The following is a 24,622-nucleotide window of genomic DNA, read 5'->3' as shown; positions in this document are numbered from 1 at the left end:
TAGCTGCGGAGAAAAGCCATGAGCACACTCGTTGACGACCACATCAAGGTCGATAGCCTCGTTTCCCCTTCCGAGCCCGCTGACGGGCCGACCGCCGTGATCTACCTGCGCGTCTCGACCAAGGAGCAGGCCGAGAAGGGCGGCGGCGAGGAGGGCTACTCGATTCCCGCCCAGCGCAACGCGAACCTGGCCAAGGCCGACCAGCTCGGCGCGAGCGTGGTCCAGGAGTTCGTGGACGCCGGCGAGTCGGCTCGTAAGGCCGACCGGCCGGCGCTGATGCGGATGATCAAGTACGTGGCCGAGCACCGGATCAACTACTGCATAGTCCATAAAGTTGACCGTCTCGCCCGCAACCGCGCCGACGACGTGGCCATCCACCTGGCTCTGCGCGACGCGGGCGTGATGCTGGTGTCGGCCAGCGAGAACATCGACGAGACGCCCTCGGGCATGTTGTTGCACGGCATCATGTCCTCCATCGCCGAGTTCTACTCGCGCAATCTGGCGAGCGAGACCATCAAGGGGCTGACGCAGAAGGCCGCGCAGGGCGGCACGATCGGCGCGGCCCCGGTGGGCTACGAGAACGTCGGGGTGCGCAACGAGCACGGGCGCGAGGAGCGCACCGTGCGCATCGACCCGGAGCGCGGCGAGCTAGTCACCTGGGCATTCCAGGTGTTCGCCTCCGGCCTGTGGACGGTCTCCGAGATGCAGCGCGAACTGGAACGCCGCGGGCTCACCACTCGGCCCACCCCGAAGCGCCCGGCGCGTCCCTTGAGCAAGACGACGCTGCGCCGGATGCTGCGCAACTCGTATTACAAGGGCGACATCACCTACAAGGACGTGACCTACCGGGGCACCCATGAGCCGCTGGTGCCGCGGGAGGTCTGGTATCAGGTGCAGTCCGTGCTCGACTCGCACGTCTCGGCCGCCGACAAAAGCCAGGTCCATGACCACTATTTGAAGGGCACGGTGTATTGCGGGCAGTGCGGCTCTCGGCTCATCGTGTGCCATGCGCGCAACCACCAGGGCAGCATCTACCCCTATTTCGTGTGCTCGGGACGGCATTCCCGAAGCACCGACTGCACCCGTCACGCGATCCTCATCGAGGATGTGGAACGCTTGATTGAGGAGTATTACAAGACCATCCAGGTCTCGGCGCAGGTGCGTGAAGACGTGGCCGGGATGCTGCATGCCGAGTTCGACCGGCTCATGGCCTCCGAGACCAAGGAGCTCGAACAGCTCACCCGGCAGCGCGACAAGCTGGAAGGCGAGCGCTTCAAGCTGTTGCAGGCCCACTACGCCGACGCCGTGCCCCTGGACATGCTCAAACGCGAGCAATCCCGCATCGGCGCGGCCTTGGAGACGATCGACAACCACATCGCCGCCCACAACAACGAGTACCTGGAAGCACGCGAGAACTTGGAGGACTCGCTCGGCCTGCTGGCCAACATCGCGGACATCTACCAGCGGTGCGACGACCTGAACCGCAAACTGTGCAATCAGGCGTTCTTCACCCGCATCTATATCGACGAGGACGGCGAGCGGAGGGTCAGGGCCGAGTTCCAGAAGCCCTTCGACATGCTGTGCGATCCGGAAGTGCAGGGCAACGCGCTGAACTGGGCGGCCGAAGCGAAGAAAAAGGGCCAAGCTCAAACCGGACCAAGGATGGTTCCTTTGGTCGAAGGTTTGAATTTGGCCCAAGTGGGGTGGCTAACGCGGCTCGAACGCGCGACCTTCTGAACCACAATCAGATGCTCTACCGACTGAGCTATAGCCACCATCGTCATGCATCTCGGCAAGCCAAAACACACAACAGATGAATACTATACACGACTGATTCGATTGCCACGCCGATTGACGAAAGTTGGCCGATACACGATGCATTGCCCGCCGAATCTGCTTCCGGTATTGGCATAGCCACCCGATCTCAGCGATAGAGTGATATGGACGTCAGGACGGCGATAGGGGGATATCCATGACAGTACGACACCAGGCGGATGGGCGTAATGCCGAGATTCCACCGGCAGCCCATTCACACCACGCTTCGCACCCCACTGCACCTTCGGTCGCCGACTCGGTATGGTGGCACGTGTATCCCCTCGGATTCGTCGGGGCAACGATACGTCCTGATTCTCCTGCCGATCGGCGCTGCGTCAGAGGACTCGACGCACTCATCCCCTGGCTGGATTACGCCGAGGAACTTGGCTGCACAGGTCTGCTTCTCGGCCCTATCTTCCAATCGGAAACCCACGGCTACGACACCCTTGACTTCACCCATATAGACGACCGTCTTGGCGGGGATGCCGCTTTCGACCGTCTGGCCGAAGCCTGCTCACACAAAGGACTACGGCTGATTCTCGATGGCGTGTTCAACCATGTCGGCAGAAATCACCCGGCAGTCAAGGCAGCTCTAGCAGAGGATTCCGCCTCTCCTTGGAAGAACATTGTCGCATTGAAAGCTGCCGATGAGGACGCTTCCCAAGCAGGCCTACAATCGCCGGAATTCAGACTCCCCCTCTTCGAGGGGCATGACAGCCTTGTCGAACTCAACCATGACTCCCCCAAAACCGTGGAGTACGTTGCCGAAGTGATGAATCTTTGGCTTGAGCGGGGCGCGGCCGGGTGGCGATTGGATGCCGCGTACGCCGTCGACCCGGAATTCTGGGCTCGCACTTTGCCTCTGGTCCGAGAAACACATCCGGACACCTGGATATTCGGCGAGGTAATCCACGGAGACTATCCTGCTTTCGTCCGAGATTCCACCGCCGATTCGGTGACCCAATACGAACTGTGGAAATCCATATGGTCGAGCATTCTAGAAGGCAATTTCTTCGAACTCGACTGGAACCTGCAACGGCACAACACTTTCCTCGACAGCTTCATACCTCAGACCTTCATCAGTAATCACGACGTGACACGCATCGCCAGTCGTGTAGGCGCACAAGGTGCAATTCTGGCACTTGCCGTGCTGATGACGGTAGGAGGCACACCAAGCGTGTATTACGGCGATGAAATCGGCATGACCGGCATCAAGGAGGAACGTCTCGGCGGCGACGACGCCATCCGCCCGTCCTTCCCCGACCAGCCCGGCGCCTTGCATATCAACGAACATGCTGAAAAACTGGCAGCCTTCGACGCCCATCGCGCCCTGATCGCTCTGCGGCACCGATTCCCCTGGCTTCAACAGGCACGAACCGAGAGCAAGCATCTGGAAAACCGTAGCTATACATACCGTTCGACGAGCTGCGATGGACATGCATGGATTGTGACGCAACTCAATCTCGACCCCAGCCCATACGTGACCATTCACGATGCATTCGGCACGCAGTTGTACGATTCACGACAGGGAGCCGCGTAACGGCAGCCTGCAGGCCATAGTCGAAGCTGAACGTTGAGGCAGCGATACATTCCTGTCTCTTGACCCTGTCTCTCGGCTTGGCGAGCACTGCACCGATACCCTTTCCGACGTCATCACCATCACCATCACCATCACCATCACCATCACCATCACCATCACCATCACCATCACCAATGAGGGAAGCACATGCTGCATTTTGAAAACGACTATTCCGAGGGAGCGCATCCCCAGGTCCTCCAACGCCTTATCGATACCAATGACCTTCAGCTCCCCGGCTATGGCAGTGACAGCATCACCGAGCAGGCCAAGAACCGTATAGCGCAGGCGTGCGGAACACCGGATGCCGATGTCTATCTGCTTGTAGGTGGCACCCAGACGAATATGGTCGTCATCGCTTCCATGCTCAAGCAAGTCGAAGGCGTTGTGGCGGCCGACACAGGGCACATCAGCATGCACGAAGCCGGTGCCATCGAAGCCTCCGGACATAAGGTGCTGGCGATACCCGGCAACAGCGGCAAGATGGAAGCATCCACCCTTGAGCACTATCTTGACGCCTTCTTCGAGGACCCCAACCATGAGCATATGGTGTTCCCGGGAATGGTCTACATCTCCTTCCCCACCGAATACGGCACGCTGTACACGAAGGATGAGCTCTCCGCCATCTCCTCAATCTGCAGACGGCACGGTATCCCGCTGTTCATAGACGGCGCCCGTCTGGGCTATGGTCTCGCCTGCCCTGATAACGACGTGACGCTGCATGACATCGCCACCTACGCCGATGTGTTCTATATCGGCGGAACCAAAATCGGCGCACTGTGCGGAGAGGCGGTCGTATTCCCCAAGGGCGATGCGCCCATGCATATGCTGACGATGATAAAGCAGCGCGGTGCCCTGCTCGCCAAAGGCAGGGTGTTGGGCGCGCAATTCGATGCCCTGTTTACCGATGACCTGTATCTGCGTATCAGCAGGAATGCCATCGACACAGCCGCCGTATTGCGCGGCGCCCTTCAAGAACGCGGCTATCGCTTCTTCATCGAGTCTCCAAGCAACCAGATTTTCGTGATTCTCGACGATACGAAGCTTGCCGAGCTGTCGCAGAAGGTCATATTCAGTGTCTGGGAGCGTTTCGACGCCACACACACCGTCATCCGCCTCGCCACGAGCTGGGCGACCAAAAAATCGGACGTCGAATCACTCATCAGGCTGCTCTAACAAGATAACTGCACTAAAAGGACAGCTTTTCGGAGATATTTCTACCATATTGCTGTCCTTTTAGTGCAGTTATCTCGATTCTCTTCATTTCCGGGCGTCAGCGATGCGTTTCGCGGCCTCGGCAAGGTCGGATTCAGGCTTCAGCAAGCTCAAACGGACATATCCTGCGCCGGTCGGACCGAAATCCGAGCCTGCGATGACGGCGACACCGGCTTCCGCAAGCATCCACTTGGAGAACTCTGCATCCGAGACACCATCAGGTACCTTCATCCATGCGAAGAGACCGCCGTGGGAATCGCAGACCTTCAGCCCCGCCTGGGCAAGCCCCTGCTGCAAGGTCCGGAAGCGCTTCTTGTACCGCTCGGCCAGCACACGCACCGTGGCCTGGTCGCTGTTGAGCCCTGCGGCGCCTGCATCCTGAACCGTGGTGCCCATCAGCAGACTGGTCTGACGATGCACCATCTTCAAGGCGTGCATCAGTTCGGGATTGCCCGAGACGAATCCGCCCCTCCAACCGGCAATCATGTACATCTTCGACAGTGAACACAACTCGACCGCTACATCCACGGCACCGGGTGTACTGAGCAGGCTGATTGGCGGATGTTCATCGAACCCTATGCCCGCGTATGCGAAATCATGCATAATTACGAACTGGTACCGTTTCGCGAGCGCCACCGCCTGAGCGAAGAACTCCGGCGTCGCCGCGGCACCGGTGGGATTGTTCGGATAGTTGAGAATCAACAGTTTCGCCTCGCGCCACACGGATTCGGGCACAGCCGACAGGTCCGGCAGAAAACCATGTTCCTCGTCGGTGGGCAACGCGTGCAGCCGTCCTTGAGCGACAGCCGTGGAACCTTCGTATTGCGGGTAATACGGCCCCGGAACCACGACCAAATCCCCCGGATTCACGAGTGTCTGGATGGTCAGACCAATGCCGACCGAAGCGCCGCTGACCGCCAAAAGCTGTGTGACCGGGTCGAGGGAAACGTCATGCTCCTGCAAATACCAATGTGCGGCGGCCTGAAGATAGGCGGACTTGCCGTCGAAAGGCGCATATCGGAAATCCGTGGGATCGTGCGATGCGGCGACTGCGGCCTCTATCATGAATTCCGGCGGCTCGCCATCAGGATTCCCTTTGCTCAGGTCAATCACGTCGGCACCTTGCGCCATCGCCTGTGCCACCCGACTGTCGGCTGATGCGAAGGGATTATCGGGAATCGAGGTTGCGCGGTCCGCGAGCATACGCGTCATATCCATTACTGCTTCTTTCACTGGTTGCACCATCATCATCCCCTGAACGACATATATTCCGATTCACCCTCATCCTACAATCGCACTGTGTCGCCTACAGCTGTGTCGTCTACAGCCGCGTCATCCACAGCCGCGTCATCCACAACTGTGTCTGTTGCAGCTGTGTCGTCCAGCGCTGCAGGCGAAGCCTTATCCATACCCCGGTGGCACAATGTGTCTATGAGCGATGCAATCTCACATCAGGCAGATTCCCCCACTTCCAAGAACCTTTTCAAGAACCGCCTCAAGAACCGTCTATACGGCAATCCCCTTACACGCGAAAACACCCGTGCCCTGCTGCTCGGTTCAGGCGAGTTGGGCCGTGAAGTCGCCCTTGAACTCATGCGACTTGGTGTATGGGTATGCGCGGCGGACAGCTATGCCGGAGCTCCGGCCTCCCAGTTCGCCCATGAGAGCAGAGTGCTCGATATGGCCGACCCTTCGGCTCTCCGAGCGTTGATCGCTGAGGTCAAGCCCGACATCATTATTCCGGAAGTCGAGGCAATCGCCACTGCCGAGCTGTCCACTGCGGCTCAGTCCGGCATACAGGTCACTCCGAGTTCGGATATCGCGGCCATCTGCATGGACCGTGAACGTCTGCGAGTGCTGGCGCACGAGACTCTGGGACTGCCGACAACCCCGTATCGCTTTGCCGATTCCTTGGATGAGTTGCGTGCGGGTGCACGGCAGGTCGGTTATCCCTGTGTGGTCAAACCGGTGATGAGTTCGTCCGGGCACGGGCAGTCGGTGGTCCGAGACGCGAAAGATATTGCGGACGCCTGGGTCGAAGCGCAGACGGGCCGCCGGGCAGCCGGCGACGGAGCTATCTCTCGGGTCATCGTGGAAGCCTTGGTTCCCCTGGACTATGAGCTCACCGTGCTGACCGTCAGTTCAAGCTCCGGCATCGTTACCTGCTCACCCATCGGACAGCGTCAGGAGAGCGGAGATTACCGCGAATCGTGGCAACCGGCGGCGATGCCTGATGGAATCCTGCATGATGCCGGCACTCTCGCCAAACAGGCCGTTCAGGGTCTGGTCGATGAAGCCCGCAGCAAGGGTGAGACGGGTTGGGGCGTGTTCGGCGTTGAACTCTTCGTCCTCACGGACGGCACGCTGCTGTTCAATGAGGTGTCGCCACGCCCCCATGACACGGGTATGGTCACGCTGATATCGCAGAGACTGAGCGAATTCGCCCTGCACGCCAGAGCGATTCTGGGCATTCCCATCTCCGAGACGGATGTGCGGGTGAACCTACCCGAGGGCTGCACGGCAGCCAGCAGGGCCATTGTGGTCACAGGCCAGGGTCAGGCGGTGTTCTCGAATCTTCCTGACGCTCTGAGCATCGAGGGCAGCGACCTGCGTATTTTCAACAAACCTGAAGTTCACGGCCATCGCCGCATGGCGGTTGCGCTCACCATCGGCAAGGACGAGTCGGAAGCCAGGGCGAAAAGCGCCCGAATGCTCGAAGCTCTGAGCATCAGCACGACAGGAGAAAGCGCCTCGGACGCACGGTGATGACGTTTCCTTGCTTGTATCATCCGCTTGGTACTCTTTTCACTGTCCGTTGACGATACATCCCCCTTTGCGCATACGCTGCACAAGAAAGGCGAGCCATGGAGAAGTTGGATCTGCTCTACCAAGGCAAGGCAAAAAAACTCTACGCGACCGAAGACCCCGATATTCTCTGGGTCGAATACATGAACCAGGCTACGGCCGGTAACGGCGCCAAGAAAGAGCAGATTGAAGGCAAGGGGCATCTCAACAACGAGATCACTTCCCTGATGTTCCGCCTGCTGGCGAAACGCGGTATTTCCAGCCATTTCGTCAAGCAGCTTTCCGAAACCGAGCAGCTGGTACGCAAGATGACGATGTTCCCCTTGGAAATCGTGATGCGCAACGTCGCCGCAGGCTCCTTCGCAAAGCGTTACGGCATCGTGGAAGGCACGGTGCTGAGCCAGCCCGTGCTGGAGTTCTTCTATAAAAGCGACCCTCTGAACGACCCCTTCATCAACGATGACGACATCCTGGCGCTGAATCTTGCCACCCGGGAGGAACTCGAAAACATTTCCGCGAAGGCCCGCGAAATCAACCAGGCCCTGCTTGCCATCTTCTCCTCCATCGACGTGAAGCTCGTTGATTTCAAAATCGAGATGGGCACCACCTCCGATGGCATGATTCGCCTTGCCGACGAGATCACCCCCGACACCTGCCGTCTATGGGACGAGCAGGGTCAGTCCGAGAACTCCTCCGCCATCGAGCATCTCGACAAGGACCTCTTCCGTCGCGACCTGGGCAGCATCATCCCCGCCTATGAGGAGATCCTAACCCGTCTGCGCACCTTGGAGGGCGACTCCTGCTGCGGAGGCAAAGGAAACGGCAACTGCCACTGCAAGCATTAGGCATTCGATAATCACCAGCCCACGATAACAATGCCCCTACAGAGAGGACACGCACTGTGGTATTTCGCGTCTACGTTGAGAAGCAATCAGGATTCGATGTTCAGGCGCAGCAGCTGAACCATGAGCTGCGCACGGTGCTTGGCCTCACGGGGCTGACGTCACTGCGGCTCATTAATCGCTACGACGTGGAGGGTATCGCTTCCGCACTGTTCGAGCAGAGCATCCCCACGGTATTCAGTGAGCCGCAGAGCGACACAGTCAGCACCGAGCTGCCGGATGCCGGCAATGCCCTGACCTTCGCGGTGGAATATCTGCCAGGCCAGTTCGACCAACGCGCCGAGTCGGCCAGCGAGTGCATTCAGCTCATGAGCCAGGGCGAGCGCCCCACGGTGCGCACGGCCACCGTATACATGGTCGAAGGCGAACTGTCCGCGCAGGATATCGATGCCATCAAGCATTACGTCATCAATCCGGTCGAGGCGCGGGAAGCATCCTTGGCGGACAAGGACACTCTTGTCATGGAGATGGCCACGCCATCCGCGGTAGAGGTCATCGACGGTTTCAATGAGCTCGACGAGCAGGGTCTTCAAGCCTTCATCGACGAGCGGGGCCTGGCCATGGACCTTGCGGACATCGTCTTCTGTCAGCAGTATTTTCAGCAGGAACGACGTGACCCGACCATCACCGAAATCAAGGTCATCGACACTTACTGGTCCGATCATTGCCGTCACACCACCTTCGGCACGCAACTCGACGATGTGCGGATTGACGACTCCGTGGTGCAAGAAGCATTCGAGCGCTATCTCTCGCTTCGTCATGAACTCGGACGCGACGAGAAACCGCTGTGCATGATGGATATGGCCACCATCGGTGCCAAATATCTGAAGTCCACAGGCGTTCTGTGCAATCTCGACGAATCGGAGGAGATCAACGCCTGCACGGTCAGGACCACCGTCGATGTCGACGGCGAGGACCAGGAGTGGCTCTTCCTCTTCAAGAACGAGACGCACAATCATCCCACCGAGATCGAACCCTTCGGCGGCGCGGCGACCTGCATCGGCGGTGCCATCCGCGATCCTCTCTCGGGCCGCAGTTACGTCTATCAGGCGATGCGCGTCACAGGCGCCGCCGATCCCACGACCCCACTGGACCAGACCCTTCCCGGCAAACTCCCCCAGCGCAAGATAGTCACCACAGCAGCCGCCGGATACTCGTCCTACGGCAACCAGATCGGATTGGCAACGGGCCAGGTCCACGAAATCTATCACCCGGGCTACGTCGCCAAGCGCATGGAGGTCGGCGCGGTCGTCGGCGCAACGCCCGCGAATCATGTTCGACGCGAGGAACCCGCCCCGGGTGACAGCATTATTCTGCTCGGAGGACGCACCGGACGTGACGGCATCGGAGGCGCCACCGGAGCATCGAAATCACAGAACGCCGAAAGTCTTGAGGATTGCGGCGCGGAGGTGCAGAAGGGCAACGCTCCGGTCGAGCGCAAACTTCAACGGCTGTTCCGTCGCGGCGATGCCTGCCGTCTTATCAAACGTTGCAACGATTTCGGAGCTGGCGGCGTCTCCGTCGCCACCGGCGAGCTCGCGGACGGCCTCAACATCAATCTGGACAAGGTTCCCAGAAAGTATGAGGGTCTGGACGGCACGGAACTCGCCATCTCCGAAAGCCAGGAACGCATGGCCGTCGCCTTGGCATCCGAGGATGTCGAAGAATTCATGGAGTATGCCCGGCAGGAGAATCTCGAAGCATCGGTCGTAGCGGTCGTCACCGCCGAGAAACGTCTGCGCATGACATGGAAGGGCGACTCAATCGTCGATGTCAGCCGTGCCTTCCTCGCGTCAAACGGCGCTCCCAAACATATCGACGTCCATGTGCAGGCGGCCGGGAACTACAGCCGCAGCTGGGCGGGCGACACTTTCGCAGAGCGTATGCGTTCGCTGGTCAGCGACCAGAACATCTGCTCGAACAAGGGACTGTCCGAACGCTTCGACAGCACCATCGGCGCCGCAACCGTGCTGATGCCCTTCGGCGGCAATCGCCAGTTGACGCCGAGTATGGCGATGGTCGCGAAGTTCCCCGTGGACGGCGAAACCACCACGGCGAGCGCTATGGCTTGGGGCTTCAATCCATACATCACCGAACGCAATCAGTTCACCGGCGCATATCTGGCAGTGGTCGAGAGCGTGAGCAAACTCGTCGCGGCCGGTTTCCGACGCGAAGATGCCTACCTGTCCTTGCAGGAATACTTCGAGAAGCTGGGCGAAGACCCTGCTCGCTGGGGCAAGCCGGTAGGGGCCGTGCTGGGTGCGTTGATGGCACAGCTCGATCTGGAAGTCGGCGCCATCGGCGGCAAGGATTCCATGAGCGGCAGCTTCGAGAATCTGGACGTGCCTCCCACTCTTATCAGCTTCGCGGTTGCGGTCGGACCGATGAACAGGGCCACCTCACCCGAATTCAAGGCTGCCGGGAACCCGGTTATCCTGATTGAACCGCAATATCGGGCCGATGGTCTGACCCCTGTGAAGGACAGCCTCATTTCGGCGATTTCCACCGTCGAATCCCTGGTGGCCGACGGTAGTGCGCTCTCCGTCTCGACGCCGGGCTACGGATGCCTCGCGGAGTCGGTGTTCACGATGACCTTGGGCAACCGCATCGGTCTGAGGCTGGATGACGACGTGGATACGAACACGCTGTTCGAGCCAAGATACGGCAGTTTCGTCGTGGAGCTTGCCCAGAACGCCGATATCCAGGCTGTCGCCGACTCGGCCACGGCAGCGACCATTCGCCATATCGGTGACACCGACGCCGACTACACCTTGCACACCGCCGTGGAGACCCTGGACCTGGCAGCTCTGCAGGAGGCGTGGGAATCCGGCATGGAGGAGGTGTTCCCCTACCGTGCCGCAGGAGAACAGGTCGAGACGATTAGTTCTCAGGTCACACCCTTCGAACATCACCCGAAGCGACTGGCCAGACCGCACGTGGTGATTCCCGTCTTCCCCGGCACCAACTGCGAGTACGACTCGGCGCGCGCCTTCCGACGTGCGGGCGCAGAAGTGCAAACGGTGGTCATCAACAATCTCACTCCCGAAGCGGTTTCCCGAAGCACCGGCGAATTGGCGCAGGCCATTCGAGGCAGCCAGATAGTCATGCTCCCCGGTGGATTCTCCGGAGGCGACGAGCCTGACGGTTCGGCCAAATTCATCACGGCCTTCTTCCGCTCACCCGAGGTCGGCGATGCGGTGGGCGACCTGCTCAACAACCGTGATGGCCTGATGCTTGGCATCTGCAACGGCTTCCAGGCCCTCATAAAGCTCGGCTTGGTACCGTTCGGCCATATCGTTCCCATGGCGGACAACTACCCCACCCTGACCTTCAACACCATCGGGCGTCACCAGAGCCGCCTGGTGCGCACCCGGGTCTCGTCCAATCTCTCCCCCTGGATGAGCCGGACCTCGGTCGGGGATGTTCATACCATCGCCATCAGCCACGGCGAGGGTCGCTTCGTAGCCGATGATGAGACCGTACGCAGTCTCGTCGAAGGCGGGCAGATCGCCACCCAGTACGTTGACGAGAACGGCGTGCCCTCGATGGACCTTGAGGTGAATCCCAACGGGTCCGTATTCGCCATCGAAGCCATCACCAGCCCCGATGGCCGAGTGCTCGGCAAGATGGGGCATAGCGAACGCCGTGGCCCCGGACTGTACCGTAACGTTCCCGATGCGCAGGCATTCCAACCTATCATCGAGGGCGGTGTCGAGTACTTCACCCGTTAACCGAGCCGTCAGATGTAGTACACATTTGATAACGTGTGTAGAGAAACGCGGAGTTCCCTACATCATCAAAAATCTATGGAAGGAGCCGCCAGCATGCCTGCTGAGCTAGAAGGCCTGCACGAGGAATGTGGCGTCTTCGGCGTCTGGGGTCATCCCGATGCCGCCCGTCTGACATACTTTGGCTTACACGCCCTGCAACATCGCGGCCAGGAAGGTGCGGGCATCGTTTCCAACAACGATGGCCATCTCATTGGGCACCGAGGTCTCGGATTACTCACCCAGGTATTTTCCGAGGAAGCCAACATCACCCGGCTCAAGGGAAACACCACCATCGGCCATGTGCGATACGCCACATCCGGTTCGGGCTCTATCGACAACATTCAACCCTTCATCTTCCGCTTTCACGACGGGGACGTGGCGCTCTGCCACAACGGCAATCTGACGAACTGCGAGTCGCTCAAACGCGAACTCGAAGAGCAGGGCGCGATATTCCATTCCAATTCCGACACCGAAGTGCTGATGCATCTCATTCGCCGCGCCCCCGGCGACACCTTCATCGAGCAGCTGAAGCACGCGCTGAATCAGGTTCACGGCGGATTCGCATACCTGCTGATGACCGAGCATGAGATTATCGGAGCCTTGGACCCCAACGGTTTCAGGCCACTGTCCCTCGGTCGCATGACCAACGGCGCGTACATTCTCGCTTCTGAGACCTGCGCCCTCGACATCGTCGGCGCTCAACTCGTCCGCAATATCCGTCCTGGCGAAATCGTCATCATCGACGACTCCGGATATCGCATCGAACAGTACACCGACGACACGCAGCTGGCGATTTGCTCGATGGAATTCGTCTACTTCGCTCGTCCCGATTCCAACATCTACGGCGTCAATGTGCATTCCGCCCGAAAGCGCATGGGGGCGAGACTGGCCAAGGAATGCCCCGTGGACGCGGATATGGTCATCGGGGTGCCGAACTCCTCCCTGTCGGCCGCCTCCGGTTATGCCGAAGCTTCAGGGCTCCCCAATGAAATGGGTCTGATTAAGAACCAGTATGTGGCCCGAACCTTCATCCAACCCACCCAGGAACTTCGCGAGCAGGGCGTCCGCATGAAACTCGCCGCCGTCAGGGGCGTGGTATCAGGAAAACGCGTCATCGTCATCGACGATTCCATCGTCCGCGGCACCACATCCAAGCGCATCGTCCGTCTGCTACGCGAGGCTGGCGCGACCGAGGTGCATATGCGCATCGCCTCGCCGCCGCTGAAATACCCCTGCTATTACGGCATCGACATCCAGAAGAGCTCGGAACTCATCGCCGCCAAAAAGTCGGTGGATGAGATTCGCGAATACATCGGCGCCGATTCTTTGGCTTTCCTCACCGTGGACGGCATGGTCGAATCCATCGGTCTGAACGCCAACGCACCTTACGGCGGATTGTGCGTCGCCTACTTCAACGGCGACTATCCCACTCGACTCGATGATTACGAAGAGGATTTCCTGGCTGCCTTGACCCCCGAGGACCGCGTGCGGGTCACCCGCTTCGCCGAAGACACCAGCAGATACAAGGACAATGAGTTCATCAATCCCCCGGCTGCGATGAACGTCTAATCCCGCGCCATGCATCCCAGAGCGCACACAAGCCAAAGCCCCCAGAATCCACGTCATTTCTAAGGAAGGTCATCCATGCCAACAGCCTATGAGAACGCCGGTGTGAGCGTCGAAGCTGGCTATGAGGTCGTCAACCGAATCCAGCGTCATGTGGCGCGCACCGCCCGCAAGGGGGCCGGTGGCATCGGCGGTTTCGGCGGGCTGTTCGACCTGTCCTCGCTGGATTATCGGGAACCGGTGCTCGTCTCCGGAACGGACGGCGTAGGAACCAAACTGCTGGTGGCGAAGGCTGCCGGCCGTCATGACACCATCGGTCAGGATTGTGTGGCCATGTGCGTCAACGACATTCTGGCGCAAGGCGCAGAACCGCTGTTCTTCCTGGACTACATCGCCTGTGGCAAGAACGACCCCGAGCTGCTCGAACAGGTGGTGAAAGGCGTGACGGATGGATGTGTGGAGGCCGGTGCCGCACTGGTCGGCGGTGAGACCGCCGAAATGCCCGACATGTATGACGCGGACGAGTACGACCTGGCCGGTTTCACGGTCGGCGTGGTCGAAAAAAGCAAAATCATCGACGGCAGTGCGATACGCGAGGGCGACGTGCTTATCGGACTTCCCTCGTCCGGCGTGCATTCCAACGGCTTCTCCTTGGTGCGCAAGGCCCTGTTCAAGGACTCTGATTTCACCGTGGACAGCAAACTTCCGGAGCTTGAAGGTCTGACTCTTGCCGATGAGCTGCTCAAACCCACCAGAATCTATGCCAAAGCCCTCAAACCGCTGTTTGCGGCCGACGTGTTGAACGGCGTTGCGCATATCACCGGAGGCAGCTTCGTGGAGAAGGTGCCGAGAATCATTCCTGACGGCCTCGCCGCGGCTTTCGACATCGACAGCTGGGACGTTCCTCCTATTTTCCGTGTTTTGCAGGAATATGGTCATGTCGACGCCCTGGAGATGTATAACATTTTCAATATGGGCATCGGCATGGTGCTTATGGTCAGCCCCGCCAAGGCCGCTGAAGTCGGCAGGATTCTCGATGAAGCGAATGAACCGCACTATGTGGTCGGCAGGATCGTCAAAGACAACGGGGCACGCGTGGAACTGCGGCACGGCATCTGATTCACGCGGTGTCTTGGGCTTGCGAAAGTCGCTGGGGCGCTGAAGGCTTAGGAGAGGAAAGAGCACATGGGACAGAAGGTATTGGTCATCGGTTCAGGCGCCCGCGAGCATGCGGTTGCGCACACCCTGTTGAAAGGCGATAGCGTCGAAGCGGTGTACTGCTCCCCCGGCAATCCCGGAATGGAACGCGACGGCATTCGCACCAGCCAACTCGCGCAGACCAATCACGCGGCTCTCATTGACTTCGTGCGTGAAAACGGCATCGACTGGGTCTTCGTGGGACCCGAAGTTCCGCTGATGGAAGGCATCGTCGACGGTTTCGCCGAAGCAGGAATCAAGGCCTTCGGCCCCAACAAGGCCGCAGCACAGATCGAAGGGTCCAAGGATTTCGCCAAAAGGCTGATGGAACGCCATAATATTCCGACCGCCGCCTATGAGACCTTCGACGATCTCGACCGCGCCAAGCAGTATGTGACCGATCACGGCGCTCCCATCGTGGTGAAGGCCGACGGACTTGCGGCAGGCAAAGGCGTTACCGTGGCGATGAGCGTCGACGAGGCATTGGAAGCGTTGGACGAGATTTTCGTCGATCACCGTTTCGGCCTGGCGGGGGCGAAGGTCGTCATCGAGGACTATCTCGAAGGCCAGGAGTTCTCTCTGATGAGTTTCGTTCGTGGCGCCGAATTCTGGACGATGCCTATTTCCCAAGATCACAAACGTGCATACGACGGTGACGAAGGTCCCAACACCGGCGGTATGGGAGCCTACAGCCCGGTCCCCCAGATAGGGCAGGATGTCGTCAGGGAAGCCATCGAAACGATTGTCAAACCCACTGCCCAGGCGATGGTGGACGAAGGAGTGCCGTTCACGGGCATTCTGTATGCAGGGCTTATCGCCACTGCGGACGGTCCGAAGGTCATCGAGTACAACGCACGTTTCGGCGATCCCGAAACGGAAGTGGTGCTGCCTCGTCTGGAATCCGATTTCGGCGCGGGAATCAGTGCATTGCTGAACGGTGAGCAGCCTGAGTTCACTTGGAATACCGAGGGTGCCACCCTCGGCGTGGTCCTCGCCTCCGAAGGGTATCCCGTCGATACCGTAACCGGTGCCCCCATCCCGGATATCACTGTGGATGATGATTCCCATGTCTACTATGCGGGTGTCGCGAACGCCGAGCATGGCGAGCATCAGCTGCTCGCCTCATCAGGTCGCGTCCTGCTGGTCGAATCCTCCGGAGACACCATCGAAGACGCACAGCGCAAGGTCTATGGTATTCTCGACGGATTGGACACGGCTGGCATGTTCTACCGTCACGACATCGGAGCAAAAGCGCTGTAGGCGCCCCAGGGCACTGAGGTCTTGTGCCCATGCTGTCTCACTGGCTTCGCCGCGAGTTTGCCAGGGATTATTGCTCTTCGCATTGTGGCTTGTATGGGGACCACCTAATACGATAACTGCACTAAAAGGACAGCTTTAGGCGAAAAATCGAACGAATAGCTTTCCTTTTAGTGCAGTTATCATCTCAATACCCGACGAAGCCTCACGGTCTGCAGACATCCCACAGCGCAAATATCAGATTAAATCCGACCTCAGGTAATACAATGTCGATGTGATGCGCAGCAGATTCAGCTTTACCTTCCAGACCTTCCTCATAGGGAGCGTCCTGGCTGCCGGAATCATCGTGGCTTCACCGCTGATAGACACCTCCGGATTCCCCATGACCATCATCCTTACCGGTGTGGTCGGCCTGCTGCTTCAGGCGCTCCCTTTTCTGCTGATCGGCATCCTCATCTCCGCTGCGGTGGAGAGCTTCGTGACGAAGGCCTTCATCGACGCGCACTTTCCGAAATCCACGTTTTTCGGCATGATCGTCGCGCTGTTCGCCGGCTTCTGCATCCCGGTGTGCGACTGCGCCACCGTCCCGGTGTTCTCCAGACTGCACGGCAAAGGCGTGCCTCTCCCTGCCGCCGTGGTGTTCCTCTGTGCCGCGCCGGTCATCAATCCGATTGTGATGTGGTCGACCTGGTTCGCCTTCCCCGAACGACCGATGATGACCGTTGCCAGGGTCGGTCTGGGAATACTCGTCGCGCTGGTCGTCGGAGCCACCTTCGTGCTCGTTCCTGCAGACAGGCATCTGATGCGCGATGATGCGGGCAGCAAGGCGGGGTCCTGCGCCCATGAATCGCACAGGCAACACATCGACGAGAACACTTCAGCCGCCATTGCAGCCGTTGCCGACGCCAGCGCCGGAAGCTCCGCGAATCGTGCCGTCGCAGAAGGCGGGTGGAGAGAGCAATGCACCCGCTATCTGCGGCACGTGCATGACGATTTGTATACCATCATGCCCTACATGTTGATGGGCATACTCGTGGCCTCATGCGTCAGAGCGTTCACGGGCTCTTCGGCCCCCTCCTGGCTGCAGGGCTACGGAACACCGGTGGCGATTCTGGCAATGATGGCACTGGCCTTCCTCAGCTCATTGTGCTCTTCATCCGACGCGGTCATCGCTCGCAGCATCAGCACCCTGTTCCCGACTCCGGCGATTCTTGGATTCCTCGTATTCGGCCCGATTATGGATTTGAAGAATGTGCTGATGCTCCGTTCCATGTTCACCCGCCGCTTTGTGTGGAGGCTTGGTATTACCATGGCTGTGACCTGCCTGGTCTTGATGATGGCAGTGGCCTTCGTGACGGAGGTATTGTGATGACAGCGGCGGACGTGACAGGTGGCAGTGGCACTGCAGGCGGCACTGCACAGGGCGACCGAGCTCAGAGCCGCATCGCTCGGAAGCAGGGAGCGAATCTCCTCAACCGAATCGAAGGATTCTGCCTGATGCTGCTCGCTGCATCAATCGGCCTGCTCATCATTACCGGGCGTTATCGTTCCTTCGTCACACCGCGCAGCCTGCCGTATATGATTTTCGCCATCATCGTGATTGCGGCGCTGTCCATCGGCGCGTTCTGCGGGCTGTTCACCACGGACTCCCGCACGCTGAGGACCAGCTTCACTTTGCTGGTCATACCTACCCTGCTGTTCCTGCTGCCGATTTCATCATCTCAATCCCTGAACGCCTTCGCCGGAAGCCGCGCCATCGCGATTCGCACCACAGATTCCTCGACACACCTCCCCGGGCTCGACGAATCTCGGAAAGCCATCACCATCAGCAACGATGATTATGGCTTTTGGTACAACCGCATCGACAAGAACGCCGACGCCTATATCGGATACACCATCACTCTGACCGGTCAGGTCAGCACGAACCCTTCTCTGGGCAAAGGGCAGTATATCGCGGGACGAACACTGATGACCTGCTGTGTGCTTGATATGACGCCCTTCGGCTTCACAGTCCAATCCTCCGGCCAATCAGCGCCCCAGACGGACGGCTGGGTCAAAGTGACCGGAACCTTGGAACGCGGCCGCATCGGCAGTTCCGCACAAGGCTACGAAGGGCTTATCCTCAACGCGTCATCAATGAGCACCGCAGACTCCGCAACCGGATATTTCTACTACGGCTGAAAGCCCTCCATACCGGCGCCATCTCCAAATCAAAGTCCCGTGCGTTTGTGTAGGGATTATTCGCCACATCGGAGGTATCGGCCCTGCAATACCATCACCGAACATCGTGATATGGCGAATAATCCCTACACAAATGACAGTTCACGCCGGAATACGCCGGGAGAGCCGAGTTTCACTGCCCGCTGGTGGTCTGTCCGTCGCCTGATTCGCTCGAACTGCTCGATTCGCTCGAAGTGCCCGAGGCACCGGGTGAAGAGGCACCGGGTGAACCGGATGCGCTAGCTTCGGCCTTCGCCGAGGCATCCGCAGCCGCTGCAGCCTCTTTGGCGGCCTTCTGTGCCGCCTCCTTGGCAGCCTTCTCCTCGCTCGCCTTGGAGGGAGCCGCCATGAAGTCGGTGTCTTCCAGGTAGTGGTTTCCGGCTGTGATGTCGTACTGGATAAGTTTGTAGTCGTTCAGCAGCTGCTTCGTGGCCGCGTCGAAGGTCGTGGCATCCATGGGATTGCCCGAATTATCCAGATAAATCGTCTGCCCTTCGGGAATCCTGTCCCAGCCTTGTATCTGGTTGACCACCGGAGGCTCGATTGCGGCTATCTTGCTGTGCAATTGTGTGAGGAAGGCCAGATATGGCGAAACCTTCGCGTTCATATGCTCGGCGGTCTGGGCCATGAAGAAATTCGGCGAGCTGAAGTTGCTGTTCTGCAGTTTGTTCCCGCTTGAGGTCGAAGCGGAATTCGACCAGATGAAGTAGTCGGTTTCATGCAGGGCGAGGGAATTGTTGGAATCCGAACCCGCAGTGGTATAGATGCCGGGAAGGTGGTCTCCGTAGAAGACGACGGTAATGGGCTTCTTGATAGCGTCGAGTGCGTTCAGGAAGGATTCGGTGGAATTGTCGGTGATGCTGACGCCTTTGGCATAGGTGTCGATGGACATGGTCTCATCGCTGCCGAGCGCAGTAGCGCCGGTGGATGCCGTCACCTGGTATTCGTTATTGTCGTACCAGTTGTTGTACGGCATGTGATTTTGCATGGTGATGACCTGCAGGAACTGGGTGGTGTCCCCTGTGGCGATTTTCGCCAACGCGCTGTTGTATGCGGATTCGTCGCTCACATACGGCGATCGGTCAATCTTGTTCTGGTACTGAATCTGGTCGGTGCCATCCAATGTGTAGAAATGCGAGAAACCGAATTTCCTGTAGTTCACGGCACGCGAGTACATCGAGGACTCGTAGGGATGGAATGCGAGGGAATTCTTAGCCCCACCCCAGATTTGGTTGATTGTGGGGGTCCAGGAGAGCGACGGTACGAGCTGCTGATACGGACTGGTCAAAGAGGCATCGAAATTCGCCATGCTCAACCCGGATATCTGTTGGAATTCCAGATTCGCCGTACCACCGCCGTATCCGGAGGACAGCATCAGGCCGCTTGTGGTGTTCTGCTTGATGGAACGAATGTTGGGCATCGGGTCCTTGTTGATGGCGATGCCGGGAACCCTGGTCGGGTCGGAGAAGGATTCGGAAAGCACGTAGATCACGGTGCTGTCGTTGAGATAGCCGCTGCGTGTGGTGTTGATTTTCTGCGCTTCCTGCTGGTAGCGTTTGACGACCTTCTTCATGGTTGCTTCGCTGTATCCGCTGGGCTCATCCATGACTTTCGGGTTGAGCTGACGCATGAAGGCCAGCAGGGTGCCGTTCCTCTGTGCGTCATAGACTGAGTCCCACATCGAGGGAATGTCACCCATGGTTTTCGAGAAGTTGTTCGACCATGTGCCGACCGTGCTCACCGATTGGGCGAAAAGCGTCAGCGCCATGGCCGGCACGAGGATGAACAGCACCCTGCAGATGGCCCCGATGCGCTTGTCCATGGTGAAGAAGATTTTGCCGCGACGCAGGTCCATGCGATTGATGAACACGCACAGTGCGATCACGACCAGGACCATCACCACCGACCAGACGATGGTCCATTGCGCCCCTGCGGGCAGGAAGCTGACGATGTTGCCCGTGTTCGATTGCAGGAAGTTCAGGTCGGCAGGCATAATCGCCTCGTAGCGTGAAATCGCTTTGAGGTGTTCGGCGACGGCCACTGCCGTGCATATCCCCAGGAATATGGGTGATGCGACCCAGAAGCGGTTGCATAGCATGAGAATGATCAGATAGATGAATCCCAAGGCAAGCAGATTGAGGATGAATACAAAACGTCCTTCGGTCCACATGCTTGATATGAAGCCCCAGAAGCCAATCAATGGGCTCGACAGGGCGACGCGTGAGCTCGAAATGGTGACGCCCCACTGCAACAGACCTACTCCGATGATGTCTATGACCAGGAACAGCACGACGTACGCCCATGCCGAGAACCGTGTCTTGCCGAAGCCGATTGATTCGTCATTGGCCTGTACCGGCGGTTGTTCACGGTTGTTGGGGTCCACGGAGATTGACTCCGTTCCCCGGGCTCCTTCCGTTCCTTGCTCCGATGCGCGGTTGTCCCCCGTCTTGCGACGCCGTAGAATGCTAAGCATAGTCTCCGATTGTCCCAACGATGCCCGACAAAGCCTGGTCATATTCAGTGATCTTGTCAAAAAAATCACCTCGCGGTGGCGAAGCTCGGCTTTGCCACCGCGAGGTGAATCCTGCATGGTGTAAGGCGTGCTGAAGCCCGGAAAGAGCCGTTCGGGCCTTGAGCCGCCTTACTGTGAATCTCTGTGCCGTTCCCTACTCAACGCTCTTGGCGAAGTCGGAGACCAGGGCGTTCATCCAATCAAGCAGATCGTTGTACTGCTTAGGCATCTGCTCGGTAAGGTCGACGATCGGCACATTGTTCTTCTTGGCCGCCGAGGTGATCTGATCGGTAACGGAATCAGCCTCCTGAGAGTTGAACACGAGCATCTTGATATCGCCCGTACCCAAGGCCTGCTGGTATGCGGTGATGTCCGCCGGCGACGGTTCGCTTTCGTTCGCGGAGGCCTGTGCGTATCCGCTCGGCGTCACGTCCTTCATGCCGAGGTCGTCTGCGAGATACCAGGCGACCGATTCGGTCGCTGCGTAGTTGACGCCCTTGAGCTTGGTGCTCGACTCCTTGATTGTCGCTTCGAGCTTCTGCTCCTTGGCCTTCCACTCGGTATTCAGACCTGCAAAGTAGGTCTTCTGGTCCGGCATGGCCTTTTCGTAAGCTTTGGTAATCGCATCCGCTGCTGCGGTACGGACCGCGGCGGAGAACCACACGTGGGGATTGTCCCCGGACTTCTTGCCGCCAGCTTCGGCAGCATCGACCAACGTGGCTTTGGTGGATGATGCCGCCTTGGTTGCCCACGGGTCGTAATCGGCACCGTTGACGACGACCACCTTGGCCGAAGTGAATTTCGCGACGTCCGAGGTGCTCGGCTCGTAGTCATGTGCCTCGACGTTGGTGTTCGTCATAATCGAGGTGACGTCGACCTTGTCTCCACCCAGGTCCCTGGCGACGGAACCCCATTGGTTGATGCTGGCGATCACGCTGATCTTCGAGTCCGATGAGGCGTCGGAGGACGACGCCTCATTCGCGGATGATCCGCAGGCGGAGGCTCCCGCCAAGGCCGCAATGGCCACCGAAGCCGCGAGGATGCGCTTCATGGCCGTTCGTTTTGTTGAATTGAAGAATGCCGATACCGACATAGTCCCCTACTTCCCACATATTGCATAGTACTGATTCATGCAGCGGTTCGCGTTCCGAACTCTTCGGGATTACTGTTCCCGATGCTTGCGACGACCAGCGTTCCGACCCGAGTTCTTCGGGTCATCGGACTTTGGGCAGCGCGAAACACGTCCTCTGCGTTGACAGGAACCACTATACACTTATTGATATTAATTATCATTTATAGAGTGTTTTTGAGAACGCTTCCCTCCATCACACCTCCTCGTCACCCACGGATGCGGACTCGGCCCAATGAGTGAAGTCGTCCTCCTGCCCCATCCAAGCCACGGAATCCAACGCCATCTCAGCATCGTCCAGCAGCAGGTCCTCCACACCCCTGGCAATCGACGCACCGTCACAATTCACATCATCGCACCGGACGACCATGAACAACTCGGTCACATTGCAGTGCACATCGCGAAGGTAGGCATCGGGAATCTGCTCCACCTGCGAACCATTGGGCTCGCATTCCCACACGAATGTCGAGAAGGGTTTCGTCGGCACCTTGAAATGCGCCTGAATGTGCATCGCCTCGTGTTCCGACCCGAGATAGTCGGAGAGTCTTGCCGGGTGGACCGGCCTCTGCGTCCTGACGCTCAGCGCAAGGATATGCCGGCCGAAAGCCTTCATCTCGATGGCTTCGTCATCTTCAATAGATGTATCGTCGGAAGACCCAAGGGCGGCTTCGCGCACCAGCGATTCGCCTCCTCCTGCTTCACCGGAGGCACCATTCACCTCGCCGGCATCCGATTCCGTCTCCGCCGCCTTCTCTCTGGGCGCGAGGTTTTGCAGGGAGACCCTCCGCATATCGGTATGCACCGCACCTCCGACAGGCAGCAGCAAGCTCAGCAATTCCCGCATCATGCCATCCGCATCCGCATCGGCTGCGCTCGCGGCAGGCCCAACGCCCAATCCGCGCAACCCGTCACCGGAAGATCTAGCATCGTCCAGCATCACCAGATGATCCGCTTCCTGAATCAGCCGGATCGTCATACCGCCGCTGCTTCTGTCGTCACCGGGGTCTTCGATGCCCTCGCCGAACACACACGGTGCATCATCGAACAAGCGCTCGCACATCCCAGCCGAACGAGCCACCGTCACGATGCCCCGAACAGCCAGAGCCTCACGCCTTTCTTCTCCATCCGAGTCGTCATCGACACCCTTGCCCGCCTCGGAGACATCGAGCATATCGGCGAAGGCACCGCTCATGGCACATTGTTCACGCAGATATGCAGCGACCGGTGACGCTTCGATACTCGGCGGCAGCACCACCAGCAACACCCTCGCGCCCTCCGCACATGCTGTCATCATCATTCCCGCATCATGCTTGATGGTGCATGTCAGGCAGCAGTCATCCATATGCAAGCGCACACGACCGCTTTCGGCGAGTGCGCCGTCATCCCCTATACGGCTCCTTGCCGACTCAGGCGCCACCCCGGGCGAACGGCTTATGAACAACGCGCCATCATGGCGAGTGTCGTTCTCGACCCAATACCGTATGACCTCCACACCCCGGTTGCCCGCGGCAAGCTGCAGGACCGCATGATCAAGCTCCCGCTCACTCGCTCCCGTGAGCAGCAGCACGGAGCATTGCGGCCCCTGCACCTCGAAGGGCTCATGGCTTTCGTATTGCACCGCGTGCACATGCCTCCCGGACTGACATTCTTCGTTGCGCTGAATACCCTGCCCGCCCTTGCCGATGTCTTCGGCCTCTCCGGCCGCTATTTCACGAGAAGGAAACTGGTCCATATCAAACTCTCTATTTGCGATAATGGTTATCATTTACTATAATCGCATTCATGAGCAAATCATGTCAAGTTCTAGGAACCCACGCCAGCTACGGCAACTCCGTATCCCACTCCCACCGCACCACCCGCAGAAAGTTCGAAGCAAACCTTCAGAACAAGCGGTACTGGGTGCCCTCCCTTGGACGGCGCATCACCCTTCAGGTGTCAGCCAAAGGCATCAAAACGATTGACCGGCGCGGCATCGAGTCCGTGGTGGCGGAACTACGGGCTCGCGGAGAGCTCAACATCTGACCCACACGCCCGATAGTCCAACATCTTCGCCTCACAGCTGCGAGCTCGGGCCAGGAACGTTCGGTTCGGTTCGGTTCAACACCATAAGGAAGACACATGGCATCAAAATCAAACGACATTCGTCCGGTGATTACCTTGAAATCAACCGAGGGCACCGGCTTCACCTACACCACGCGAAAAAACAGGCGAAACACGCCGGACAGGGTCGAACTCATGAAGTACGACCCCATCCTGCGCCGCCGTGTGATTTTCCGCGAAACCCGTTGAGAAAGAGCGACACATCATGGCGAAAACCAGCAAGATAAACAAGCAGCTGCGCAGAGAAGGAATCGTCGAGCGCTTCGCCGCGCGCAGGCTCCAATACAAGCAGGACAGCGTGAATCCGCATCTGAGCCAGCAGGAACGCGACGAAGCCATGGCCAAGCTCCATGCGCTTCCCCGAGACGCCAGCCCCACCCGTCTGCGAAACCGAGATTCCGTCGATGGCCGTCCACGCGGATATCTGCGCAAATTCGGCCTCTCACGCATCAACATGCGAGAGATGGCCCACCGCGGCGAACTGCCCGGAGTCACCAAATCCAGCTGGTAGAGCACACCGCGCGTCTTTGACCAACAAGTACACAGAAATCTGGAAAT

19 protein-coding genes and 1 tRNA gene are annotated in these 24,622 nt (G+C 58.8%); 14 read left to right on the top strand and 6 right to left on the bottom strand.

The features are described from left to right. Window positions 1-18 precede the first annotated feature (18 nt). Window positions 19-1,737, top strand: coding sequence for a recombinase family protein (locus tag DB51_RS10595; protein WP_084674694.1), 1,719 nt, complete (start codon window positions 19-21; stop codon window positions 1,735-1,737). On the opposite strand, the gene DB51_RS03860 is transcribed toward DB51_RS10595, so the two are convergent. After that, window positions 1,700-1,775 (bottom strand) — tRNA-His (locus DB51_RS03860). The genes DB51_RS10595 and DB51_RS03860 overlap by 38 nt on opposite strands. A gap of 197 nt (window positions 1,776-1,972) precedes the next feature. Here DB51_RS03860 and DB51_RS03855 point away from each other — a divergent pair. After that, window positions 1,973-3,355, top strand: a complete 1,383-nt coding sequence (locus DB51_RS03855; protein WP_084674542.1) for an alpha-amylase family protein — start codon at window positions 1,973-1,975, stop codon at window positions 3,353-3,355. On the opposite strand, the gene DB51_RS03850 is transcribed toward DB51_RS03855, so the two are convergent. Beyond that, window positions 3,335-3,541 carry a hypothetical protein gene (locus DB51_RS03850; protein ID WP_156958214.1) on the bottom strand — a complete coding sequence of 69 codons (207 nt, stop codon included), beginning with the start codon at window positions 3,539-3,541 and terminating at the stop codon, window positions 3,335-3,337. The two genes, DB51_RS03855 and DB51_RS03850, sit on opposite strands and share 21 nt — an antisense overlap. Here DB51_RS03850 and DB51_RS03845 point away from each other — a divergent pair, their 5' ends adjacent. After that, window positions 3,542-4,567 carry a threonine aldolase family protein gene (locus tag DB51_RS03845; RefSeq protein ID WP_034251941.1) on the top strand — a complete coding sequence of 342 codons (1,026 nt, stop codon included), beginning with the start codon at window positions 3,542-3,544 and terminating at the stop codon, window positions 4,565-4,567. An 84-nt stretch (window positions 4,568-4,651) separates the two neighbouring features. On the opposite strand, the gene DB51_RS03840 is transcribed toward DB51_RS03845, so the two are convergent. After that, window positions 4,652-5,839: a pyridoxal phosphate-dependent aminotransferase gene (locus DB51_RS03840; RefSeq protein WP_238548298.1), complete on the bottom strand. Its 1,188-nt coding sequence runs from the start codon at window positions 5,837-5,839 to the stop codon at window positions 4,652-4,654. Between the two features lie 198 nt (window positions 5,840-6,037). Between DB51_RS03840 and purT the strand changes: the two genes are divergently transcribed. The 8 genes from purT (at window position 6,038) to DB51_RS03800 (ending at window position 18,284) form a co-directional block, all read left to right on the top strand. Then, window positions 6,038-7,372 (top strand): formate-dependent phosphoribosylglycinamide formyltransferase, encoded by a 1,335-nt coding sequence (gene purT / locus DB51_RS03835; RefSeq protein ID WP_084674541.1) that lies wholly within the window; start codon window positions 6,038-6,040, stop codon window positions 7,370-7,372. Window positions 7,373-7,470: 98 nt separating this feature from the next. Continuing rightward, complete coding sequence (gene purC / locus DB51_RS03830) at window positions 7,471-8,256, top strand: phosphoribosylaminoimidazolesuccinocarboxamide synthase (RefSeq protein WP_051867250.1); 786 nt, start codon at window positions 7,471-7,473, stop codon at window positions 8,254-8,256. A 56-nt stretch (window positions 8,257-8,312) separates the two neighbouring features. Next, window positions 8,313-12,044, top strand: a complete 3,732-nt coding sequence (locus DB51_RS03825) for a phosphoribosylformylglycinamidine synthase (RefSeq protein WP_034251938.1) — start codon at window positions 8,313-8,315, stop codon at window positions 12,042-12,044. A gap of 93 nt (window positions 12,045-12,137) precedes the next feature. Continuing rightward, window positions 12,138-13,652 carry an amidophosphoribosyltransferase gene (gene purF, locus DB51_RS03820; RefSeq protein ID WP_034253655.1) on the top strand — a complete coding sequence of 505 codons (1,515 nt, stop codon included), beginning with the start codon at window positions 12,138-12,140 and terminating at the stop codon, window positions 13,650-13,652. 75 nt (window positions 13,653-13,727) lie between these two features. After that, the gene (purM, locus tag DB51_RS03815) at window positions 13,728-14,768 is read left to right on the top strand and encodes a phosphoribosylformylglycinamidine cyclo-ligase (RefSeq protein WP_034251935.1); all 1,041 of its coding nucleotides are present in this window, start codon (window positions 13,728-13,730) and stop codon (window positions 14,766-14,768) included. Window positions 14,769-14,834: 66 nt separating this feature from the next. Then, a complete protein-coding gene (gene purD / locus DB51_RS03810) occupies window positions 14,835-16,106 on the top strand; it encodes a phosphoribosylamine--glycine ligase (RefSeq protein WP_034251932.1) in 1,272 nt (423 codons plus the stop codon). Between the two features lie 274 nt (window positions 16,107-16,380). Next, window positions 16,381-17,472, top strand: a complete 1,092-nt coding sequence (locus tag DB51_RS03805) for a permease (protein WP_051867249.1) — start codon at window positions 16,381-16,383, stop codon at window positions 17,470-17,472. Beyond that, the gene (locus DB51_RS03800; RefSeq protein ID WP_051867248.1) at window positions 17,472-18,284 is read left to right on the top strand and encodes a TIGR03943 family putative permease subunit; all 813 of its coding nucleotides are present in this window, start codon (window positions 17,472-17,474) and stop codon (window positions 18,282-18,284) included. The genes DB51_RS03805 and DB51_RS03800 overlap by 1 nt, the downstream gene beginning before the upstream one ends. Before the next feature lie 172 nt (window positions 18,285-18,456). On the opposite strand, the gene DB51_RS03795 is transcribed toward DB51_RS03800, so the two are convergent. The 3 genes from DB51_RS03795 to DB51_RS03785 all read right to left on the bottom strand — a co-directional run bounded on the left by DB51_RS03795 (window position 18,457) and on the right by DB51_RS03785 (window position 23,696). Beyond that, window positions 18,457-20,796, bottom strand: a complete 2,340-nt coding sequence (locus tag DB51_RS03795) for an alkaline phosphatase family protein (RefSeq protein ID WP_084674540.1) — start codon at window positions 20,794-20,796, stop codon at window positions 18,457-18,459. A 193-nt stretch (window positions 20,797-20,989) separates the two neighbouring features. After that, the gene (locus tag DB51_RS03790; RefSeq protein WP_034253644.1) at window positions 20,990-21,886 is read right to left on the bottom strand and encodes a metal ABC transporter solute-binding protein, Zn/Mn family; all 897 of its coding nucleotides are present in this window, start codon (window positions 21,884-21,886) and stop codon (window positions 20,990-20,992) included. A 274-nt stretch (window positions 21,887-22,160) separates the two neighbouring features. Then, the gene (locus DB51_RS03785; protein WP_034251930.1) at window positions 22,161-23,696 is read right to left on the bottom strand and encodes a hypothetical protein; all 1,536 of its coding nucleotides are present in this window, start codon (window positions 23,694-23,696) and stop codon (window positions 22,161-22,163) included. 50 nt (window positions 23,697-23,746) lie between these two features. Here DB51_RS03785 and rpmB point away from each other — a divergent pair, with 50 nt between their 5' ends. From rpmB to rpsN, 3 genes are all read left to right on the top strand, one after another. Beyond that, complete coding sequence (gene rpmB / locus DB51_RS03780) at window positions 23,747-23,986, top strand: 50S ribosomal protein L28 (RefSeq protein ID WP_034251927.1); 240 nt, start codon at window positions 23,747-23,749, stop codon at window positions 23,984-23,986. A gap of 96 nt (window positions 23,987-24,082) precedes the next feature. After that, window positions 24,083-24,253 (top strand): 50S ribosomal protein L33, encoded by a 171-nt coding sequence (gene rpmG, locus DB51_RS03775; RefSeq protein WP_034251924.1) that lies wholly within the window; start codon window positions 24,083-24,085, stop codon window positions 24,251-24,253. A gap of 16 nt (window positions 24,254-24,269) precedes the next feature. Beyond that, window positions 24,270-24,575: a 30S ribosomal protein S14 gene (gene rpsN / locus DB51_RS03770; RefSeq protein WP_034251921.1), complete on the top strand. Its 306-nt coding sequence runs from the start codon at window positions 24,270-24,272 to the stop codon at window positions 24,573-24,575. Window positions 24,576-24,622: the final 47 nt, after the last annotated feature.

Source organism: Bifidobacterium crudilactis, from assembly GCF_000738005.1.
In the GTDB taxonomy this organism is placed as follows: Bacteria; Actinomycetota; Actinomycetes; order Actinomycetales; family Bifidobacteriaceae; genus Bombiscardovia; species Bombiscardovia crudilactis.
Note: the sequence above shows the minus strand (reverse complement) of the source record. Positions and strands in the feature narration are given on the sequence as shown.

What these genes read in the sequence shown, in the direction of transcription:
- DB51_RS10595 (WP_084674694.1), top strand. Translation starts at nt 19, where the DNA reads ATGAGCACACTCGTTGACGACCACATCAAGGTCGATAGCCTCGTTTCC.
- DB51_RS03855 (WP_084674542.1), top strand. Translation starts at nt 1,973, where the DNA reads ATGACAGTACGACACCAGGCGGATGGGCGTAATGCCGAGATTCCACCG.
- DB51_RS03845 (WP_034251941.1), top strand. Translation starts at nt 3,542, where the DNA reads ATGCTGCATTTTGAAAACGACTATTCCGAGGGAGCGCATCCCCAGGTC.
- purT (WP_084674541.1), top strand. Translation starts at nt 6,038, where the DNA reads ATGAGCGATGCAATCTCACATCAGGCAGATTCCCCCACTTCCAAGAAC.
- purC (WP_051867250.1), top strand. Translation starts at nt 7,471, where the DNA reads ATGGAGAAGTTGGATCTGCTCTACCAAGGCAAGGCAAAAAAACTCTAC.
- purF (WP_034253655.1), top strand. Translation starts at nt 12,138, where the DNA reads ATGCCTGCTGAGCTAGAAGGCCTGCACGAGGAATGTGGCGTCTTCGGC.
- purM (WP_034251935.1), top strand. Translation starts at nt 13,728, where the DNA reads ATGCCAACAGCCTATGAGAACGCCGGTGTGAGCGTCGAAGCTGGCTAT.
- purD (WP_034251932.1), top strand. Translation starts at nt 14,835, where the DNA reads ATGGGACAGAAGGTATTGGTCATCGGTTCAGGCGCCCGCGAGCATGCG.
- DB51_RS03805 (WP_051867249.1), top strand. Translation starts at nt 16,381, where the DNA reads ATGCGCAGCAGATTCAGCTTTACCTTCCAGACCTTCCTCATAGGGAGC.
- DB51_RS03800 (WP_051867248.1), top strand. Translation starts at nt 17,472, where the DNA reads ATGACAGCGGCGGACGTGACAGGTGGCAGTGGCACTGCAGGCGGCACT.
- DB51_RS03795 (WP_084674540.1), bottom strand. Translation starts at nt 20,796, where the DNA reads ATGCTTAGCATTCTACGGCGTCGCAAGACGGGGGACAACCGCGCATCG.
- DB51_RS03790 (WP_034253644.1), bottom strand. Translation starts at nt 21,886, where the DNA reads ATGAAGCGCATCCTCGCGGCTTCGGTGGCCATTGCGGCCTTGGCGGGA.
- DB51_RS03785 (WP_034251930.1), bottom strand. Translation starts at nt 23,696, where the DNA reads ATGGACCAGTTTCCTTCTCGTGAAATAGCGGCCGGAGAGGCCGAAGAC.
- rpmB (WP_034251927.1), top strand. Translation starts at nt 23,747, where the DNA reads ATGAGCAAATCATGTCAAGTTCTAGGAACCCACGCCAGCTACGGCAAC.
- rpmG (WP_034251924.1), top strand. Translation starts at nt 24,083, where the DNA reads ATGGCATCAAAATCAAACGACATTCGTCCGGTGATTACCTTGAAATCA.
- rpsN (WP_034251921.1), top strand. Translation starts at nt 24,270, where the DNA reads ATGGCGAAAACCAGCAAGATAAACAAGCAGCTGCGCAGAGAAGGAATC.